The organism is Chelatococcus composti (assembly GCF_014201415.1).
GTDB classification, from domain to species: Bacteria; Pseudomonadota; Alphaproteobacteria; order Rhizobiales; family Beijerinckiaceae; genus Chelatococcus_A; species Chelatococcus_A composti.
This window is the reverse complement of the sequence record NZ_JACHEH010000017.1, coordinates 1-6,452: the sequence shown is the minus strand read 5'-3', so window position 1 is coordinate 6,452 and position 6,452 is coordinate 1. Positions and strand designations below refer to the sequence as shown.

Annotated in this window: 6 protein-coding genes and 1 pseudogene; 4 read left to right on the top strand and 3 right to left on the bottom strand. The window is 60.9% G+C overall.

Annotated features, from left to right (window positions below; translation table 11 throughout):
* The first annotated feature begins 182 nt into the window (after nucleotides 1-182).
* Together HNQ73_RS17670 and HNQ73_RS17665 are read left to right on the top strand one after the other, a co-directional pair.
* The gene (locus tag HNQ73_RS17670; RefSeq protein WP_183336736.1) at nucleotides 183-806 is read left to right on the top strand and encodes a DsbA family protein; all 624 of its coding nucleotides are present in this window, start codon (nucleotides 183-185) and stop codon (nucleotides 804-806) included.
* A gap of 48 nt (nucleotides 807-854) precedes the next feature.
* On the top strand, nucleotides 855-1,022 hold the full coding sequence (locus HNQ73_RS17665) for a hypothetical protein (RefSeq protein WP_183336734.1): 168 nt from the start codon (nucleotides 855-857) through the stop codon (nucleotides 1,020-1,022).
* A 49-nt stretch (nucleotides 1,023-1,071) separates the two neighbouring features.
* Here the strand turns inward: HNQ73_RS17665 and HNQ73_RS17660 are convergent, their stop codons facing one another.
* The 3 genes from HNQ73_RS17660 to HNQ73_RS17650 are packed head-to-tail and all read right to left on the bottom strand — an operon-like array spanning nucleotide 1,072 to nucleotide 5,530.
* Nucleotides 1,072-4,305: an efflux RND transporter permease subunit gene (locus HNQ73_RS17660; RefSeq protein ID WP_183336732.1), complete on the bottom strand. Its 3,234-nt coding sequence runs from the start codon at nucleotides 4,303-4,305 to the stop codon at nucleotides 1,072-1,074.
* Complete coding sequence (locus HNQ73_RS17655; RefSeq protein WP_028035850.1) at nucleotides 4,302-5,315, bottom strand: efflux RND transporter periplasmic adaptor subunit; 1,014 nt, start codon at nucleotides 5,313-5,315, stop codon at nucleotides 4,302-4,304. The genes HNQ73_RS17660 and HNQ73_RS17655 overlap by 4 nt, the downstream gene beginning before the upstream one ends.
* A gap of 11 nt (nucleotides 5,316-5,326) precedes the next feature.
* Entirely contained in the window at nucleotides 5,327-5,530 is a 204-nt protein-coding gene (locus HNQ73_RS17650; protein WP_028035851.1) for a YgaP family membrane protein, read from the bottom strand.
* 171 nt (nucleotides 5,531-5,701) lie between these two features.
* Between HNQ73_RS17650 and HNQ73_RS17645 the strand changes: the two genes are divergently transcribed.
* A complete protein-coding gene (locus HNQ73_RS17645) occupies nucleotides 5,702-5,968 on the top strand; it encodes an ArsR/SmtB family transcription factor (RefSeq protein WP_244650303.1) in 267 nt (88 codons plus the stop codon).
* A 124-nt stretch (nucleotides 5,969-6,092) separates the two neighbouring features.
* Nucleotides 6,093-6,176 (top strand): annotated as a pseudogene (locus tag HNQ73_RS17640) (DUF2793 domain-containing protein); the annotation flags it as partial.
* Nucleotides 6,177-6,452: the final 276 nt, after the last annotated feature.

Here is a 6,452-nt window from a genome sequence, read left to right as displayed (position 1 = left end):
CGAAACCCAGCCAAGGCGCGATTGATCAACAAAGCCCCGCCGAAACCCGATAACTGATCACGCCGCCATAACCGCGGTCCTCACCAGACGGTTACACCACGACATCATCGATCTCTACAACCGCGTTCCCAAAGGGGCGCGTGTGGTCGTGCTCGGGGCAAACCAGAAGGGAGAAAGCTGAAATGCTCAACCGCAGGCAATTCTTTGCGACGTTAATTTTTGCGGGAACTGGCGCATCAGCATCCATTCTCAGGGCAACGCCGTCGCGCGCCCAAGGCTATCCGACCGAGAAGGATGTCTATTTCGATCCTGACATCCCTGCCCTGGGCAATCCGAAGGGTGATGTCACCATTGCTGAGTTCTTCGACTATCAATGTCCGTATTGTAAGAGAAATCACCTGGAGCTGATGAAAGTCATCGAGAGTGACGGCAGAATCAGGCTCGTCATGAAAGTTTTTCCAATATTCGGAGACCCATCGATCTACGCTGCCAACCTCGTTCTCGCATCCGCCGCCGCCGGCAAATACGCCGCGGCGCTCGAAGCGCTCATGAACACGCCCGCGAGGTTAAGCCGGCAAGATGTCGATGCGACTCTGAAAAAGGTTGGACTTGATCCGACTGAGTTGCATGCGGCCTATAAGAAGAAAAGTCGCCAGATCGATGCAATCATCGTTCGCAATATAGCCCAGGCGAATGCCTTCAATCTTCAAGGAACTCCAGCTTTTGTCATCGGCCTGAAAATATATCCTGGCTACATGAACGAGAAAGCGCTCAAGGAAGCGGTTGCAGAAGCTAGAAATGCTTGAGCCTCTCCTCGGTTCACTCGGCCCCGTAAGGCGCCGAGTGTTCTCGCAATGCGCAGATATATCGCGGAATTCCACTTCTGCTACAACAACAGGTCGGCGCTGGGAATTGCAGACAAGGAGCGCACCACCAAGGCGGTTATCGGCGCGAACGGCAAGCGCCTGACCTATCGGCGTCTTACCAAACCGCTCGATACGAAGAACAGGAGGCTCTTTTGATCGTTTTCGGGAATGCAGCTGAGCTGGCGCCTCCGCAGATCTTTGCGCGTCACTGATCGGCATTCGGAACGTCCGCTGTTGCAGGCTTCTCCCCGCCTCGTAAGACCACGTAGATCGCGGGGATGACAAGGACCGTCAGCGCCGTCGATGAAGCGAGGCCGAAGAGTAGCGAGATGGCGAGTCCCTGGAATATCGGGTCGGCAAGGATCACCGCAGCGCCAATCATGGCGGCCAGGGCAGTGAGCAGGATCGGTTTGAAGCGGATTGCGCCCGCTTCGAGCAGTACGTCGATTAGCGGGCGGCCCGGTTTGCGCGCATGCCGGATGAAGTCGACGAGCAAGATCGAGTTGCGCACGATGATGCCGGCAAGTGCAATGAAGCCTATCATCGAGGTCGCCGTGAACGGCGCCGCGAACAGCCAGTGACCTAGCATGATACCGATTAGCGTGAGCGGGATCGGCGTCAGGATCGCCAGCGGGAGCTTGAACGAGCGGAACTGGGCGACGACCAGAATGTAGATGCCGAGGATCGCAACGATGAAGGCGCCGCCCATGTCGCGAAACGTCACCCAAGTGACCTCCCATTCACCGTCCCAGAGCAGCGTTGGGGTACTTTCGTCATCGGGTTGGCCATGGAGCGCGATTGCCGGTTTTGGCACGTCGCCCCAGTCCGCCTTCTCGATTGCCTCGGCCACGGCCAGCATACCGTAGATCGGCGCCTCGAACGCACCGGCCAGTTCGCCTGTGACCATCTCCGCGGCTCGGCCGTTGTGGCGGAAGATCGGAAAGGACGCGCGCTCGTTCTGAACGCTTACGACATCACCAAGCTCAACGACGCTACGCTCACCAGGCAGAGCATTGGCGGGCACAGGTGTTGCCAGTGTCCGTTCGCTCACCACTTTTTCGTTCGTTGCGGGTGCAAGACGAATCGGGATGGGATGGCGACCGCCGCCCCGGTGAGAGTAACCGACAACGGGGCCGGCGTAGAGCGCGCGCACCGTATCGTAGACGTCCGACTGCTCGACGCGATGATACTCGAGGTTGTCTTGATTAATAGCGAGCCGCACGCGCTGAGCCTGGACGCCGAAGGAGTCGTCTACATCAACTATGAAAGGAACGCTTTCGAAAGCTTCGCGCACCTTGGTGGCGACCGCACGCCGGGTTTCCGGATCAGGTCCGTAAATCTCCGCCAGCAGCGTCGCGAGCACCGGGGGCCCCGGCGGTGGTTCGACCACTTTCACGGCGGTGCCTGTGGGCAGATCGAGGCCTTTGAGGCGCTCGCGCACATCGAGCGCGATCTCATGGCTCGTGCGGGCGCGGTCGTGCTTCGAGACCAGATTGACCTGCACATCGCCAAGCTCCGGCGACGATCGGATGTAGTAATGGCGCACAAGGCCGTTGAAATTGAATGGTGCCGCCGTACCTGCGTAGGTCTGAAACGAGGCGACCTCGGGCACTTCCGACAAACGCTGGACGATGGCTCCGAGCGCGCGGTCCGTCTCTTCGACCGAGGCTCCTTCCGGCAGATCGACGACGATCTGCAACTCGGTCTTGTTATCGAAGGGCAGGAGCTTGACCGTGACGTGCTTCGTGTAGAGCAGCGCCATTGATCCGAATGTTGCAAGGGCGACGATGGCAAGAAAGACCCATGACCGCCACCGCTTCACGAGTAGTGGTCGGGCAACTGCCATGTACGCGCGACCCAAGCCGCTGACATGGCTATCGCGATGCGCGTGAGACGGGCCGCCGTTCCCTGGTCCGCTGAACTTCATCATGAGCCACGGGGTCAGCATCACGGCGACGAAAAACGAGAACAGCATCGCTGCCGAGGCGTTGGTGGGGATGGGCGCCATGTAGGGCCCCATCATTCCGGAGACGAAAAGCATCGGCAGTAGCGCGGCGATGACCGTCAGTGTCGCAACGATCGTCGGGTTGCCGACTTCCGCCACGGCCTCGACGGCTGCTTGGCTGCGCGGGCGTCCGTCCTGCATCGCCCAATGCCGTGCCACGTTCTCGATGACCACGATGGCGTCGTCGACGAGAATGCCGATGGAAAAGATTAGCGCGAACAGGCTCACCCGATTGATGGTGTAGCCCATGATGTGCGAGGCGAAGAGTGTGAGCAGGATCGTGGTCGGAATGACGACGAGCGTCACGAGCGCTTCGCGCCAGCCAATTGCGAACCAGATCAGGAGAACAATTGAGACGGTCGCCAGTCCGAGGTGGAACAGCAGCTCGTTTGCCTTCTCGTTCGCAGTTTCCCCGTAATTGCGCGTAATCGACATCTCCACGTCGGCAGGGAAGATGCTTCCGCGGACCTGCTCGAGCCGTTCAATGATCTTATCTGCTATGACGACCGCGTTGGTGCCGGGACGCTTTGCGATGGCGAGTGAAACCGCCGGCACGCGTTCGAGACCATCTTTGGTCTTTCGGTATTCGCTCACGCGCGTTTCGTTGGGGTCGGTCGCGAGGACGACATCTGCCACGTCGCGCACGTACACGGGCCGCCCATCGCGGGCTGTGAGCAAGAGATTGCCGATCTCGGTCAGGTGCTGGAGCGTCTGCCCTGCGACCAGCGTTCGCTGCTCGTTGGCCTGGCGCACGCGTCCGACTTGGAAGGAGCGATTGGCGCCCTCGATCTTGCCCGCCAGCTGCTGGAGCGTGATGCCGTAAAGGGAAAGCTTTTCCGGATCGGGCTCGATCCGGATCTCCTCTGGCTGCTGGCCGACGATGTAGGTGAGACCGATGTCAGGAAGCTTTGCCACTTCGACCTGCAGCTCGCGCGCAAGACGGGTCAGCCCATTCGCGGTCCAGCGGGAAGCAGCTTCCGTGGTCGAGCTGAGCGTGACGACGACAATGGCCACATCGTCGATGCCGCGCCCGACGATCAGAGGCTCGGGAATGCCGACGGGGATGCGGTCCATGTTGGCGCGGATCTTCTCGTGCACCCGCAGGATCGCGGCATCCGAGCTGGTGCCGACGAGGAAGCGCGCCGTCACCATGACCGAGTCGTCGTGGGTCTGCGAGTAGACGTGCTCCACGCCGTCGATGCTTTTGATGATGGTCTCGAGCGGCTCCGTGACGAGTTTGACGGCCTCCTCCGCCTTGAGGCCGTTGGTCTCGACGCGCACGTCGACCATCGGTACGGATATCTGCGGCTCCTCTTCGCGCGGAAGCGCCACAAGCGCGATGAGGCCGAGCGCGAACGAGGCGAGCAGCAAAAGCGGCGTCAGCGGCGAGCTGATGAAGGCCCGCGTGAGGAGGCCGGCAAGCCCGAGTCTCATGGCAGGATCACTCGGTCACCGTCGCGGAGGCCTGTCATCACCTCGACCAGAGGCTCTTCTTCGCTGTCGGAGAACGTCTCCCCCAAGATGACCGGCACGTCCTGTTCCCCTTGTGCAATCGCAATGCGGATGTAGTCGATGCCTTGGCGTGTGCGCACCGCGGCTGTCGGGACTGCGATCACCTTGCGCTTGCCGACGGGTATCCAGACGAGCGTGCGCTCATTGACAAAGTAGTCGCCAATCCCGCTCACCTCGACGTCGGCGATGACACGTCCGCTCGCAATTTCCGGATAGACTTTGGCGATGCGCCCTTCGCGAGCTGTCTCGACGCTCCCGCTCTTGGTGGGCGACAATCCGCGCTGGCCGATGGTGACGGTCGCGCCCTCGACGATCTCGGCGGCATGGCGTTCCGGCAGAGACAGCCGCAGGTAATAGCGTCCGGTTGCGATGCGTGCGATCTCTTCGCCGGGCAATAGCACCGTGCCCTCCGTTACTGGAACGGTCAGCACGCGGCCAGTGGCCGGGGCTAACACCTCGCCCTCGCGCGCGCGTTGCTCAATGACGGATTTGTCCGCCTCGGCGGCCGCCATTTGGTTCACGATGACATCGAACTGGGTCTTAGCCTGGTCGAATCGGCTCTGGGCGGTTACGCCCCGCTGAAGAAGCTGTTGGGCGCGCTCGAGCTCAATTCGAGCATTCTTGAGTTGCGACTTCAGCGCGTCGATCTTCGCCTGAGCGGCAGCGAGCTCGAGCGCGATCTTGTCATCGACGATGACGGCGACGACTTGACCCTCTTTCACTTCGCTGCCTTCACTGATCCGGATTTCGCGAACTGTCCCACCAATGCGTGCGCGCGCCGGCACGACCGTGCGGCTTTGCACTTGTCCGAATACCGCCTTGGTTTCCGGGATGATAACTGCCCTGGCGCGGACCTCGGCCGCTCCGCTCGCGGTAGGCTGGGCCGCACCGATCAGATAGAGCCCGGCGAGCAACACATTGATGTGTCGCATGGCAGCTTGTTTCAGTTGAATGCGGGACCCGGCTTCAAGCCAAGCCTCTTGAACAGCATGGCGGCGGGACAAAAGCCGGTCAGCGAGGCTTGAATTAAGTTCAAGCCGACGAAGGCCGCGAGTAGGTACCAGTACGGCGAAACATAGAAGCCAAGCGCCAGCGAGATCAGCACCATGAACCCGGCGAACAGCATGACGGCACGATCGATAGACATTTCACCATTCCTCTTCGGCAGGGATATATCTCCTGTTGCCGGCGGACTTTGCTGCGGCGCAAAGATCACCGACCTCGAACCAGCCTCTTGTAGCTAACATTCAAAAGTCCTAATTTCAAGATCATGAATGTTTCCGAGATGATACCAGCAGCCAGCCGTGCTGCAGAGCTCATGCGGAGCCTGTCCCACCCGCAACGGCTGCTCGTTCTGTGTGCGCTCGGTCGCGAGGAGAAGTCTGTCGCCGAACTGCGCCAGCAACTTGGGATCGATCAGGTGCCCATGTCCCAGCAGCTAATGCGCCTGCGCGCGGACGGCCTCGTGGAAGCACGCCGGGAGGGGACGACAGTCTACTACCGCATCACGCGCCCGGAAGTGCTTTCGGTCGTGGAGGCGTTGCACGCGGCGTTCTGCAAGCCCGCACAGGGCACGTCACGCTGAGCCACCTCGCGGCGACTGGGAGGAGCCGGAGTAGCGGCTGGTCATGCCCGGGGAGCAAAGTTATCCCCGCATTCCGGAGCTGCATCATGCTCGCCCCGTCAGAATTCGTCAGGAGACCGCGGGCATGTTCGAAACGCCGAACCTGAAGCTTCCCTATATCGCTCCTGCGCGGGCGCAGAAGCATGTGACACATAACGAGGCGATCCGGCGCGCTCGAAGAGGCTGGCCGAACTTGATGAGCGCGTCTAGGAGCTCGTCTATCCTCTTGAACTGCCGAAGAAGGATGCCTTCCCTCTAGCGGTGGAGGCACTTGCTCGGCTAGCGGCCTTCGTTCAGGGATGGCGGGCAGCCTTCTCTGCATGCGATGATCCCGACCGATGGCTCGGTATCGATGATGTCCCGAGAGGTGGTGTAGCTTATGCGATCGCCGTGCCTTCCGAACTGTGCCGGATCAGCTTGCCGCAGCGGGCAGGCTGATGAGCGG

Bases quoted from the DNA above. Each gene is read 5' to 3' on its own strand.
- HNQ73_RS17660 (WP_183336732.1), bottom strand. From the start codon at position 4,305: ATGAGACTCGGGCTTGCCGGCCTCCTCACGCGGGCCTTCATCAGCTCG.
- HNQ73_RS17670 (WP_183336736.1), top strand. From the start codon at position 183: ATGCTCAACCGCAGGCAATTCTTTGCGACGTTAATTTTTGCGGGAACT.
- HNQ73_RS17665 (WP_183336734.1), top strand. From the start codon at position 855: ATGCGCAGATATATCGCGGAATTCCACTTCTGCTACAACAACAGGTCG.
- HNQ73_RS17655 (WP_028035850.1), bottom strand. From the start codon at position 5,315: ATGCGACACATCAATGTGTTGCTCGCCGGGCTCTATCTGATCGGTGCG.
- HNQ73_RS17650 (WP_028035851.1), bottom strand. From the start codon at position 5,530: ATGTCTATCGATCGTGCCGTCATGCTGTTCGCCGGGTTCATGGTGCTG.
- HNQ73_RS17645 (WP_244650303.1), top strand. From the start codon at position 5,702: ATGCGGAGCCTGTCCCACCCGCAACGGCTGCTCGTTCTGTGTGCGCTC.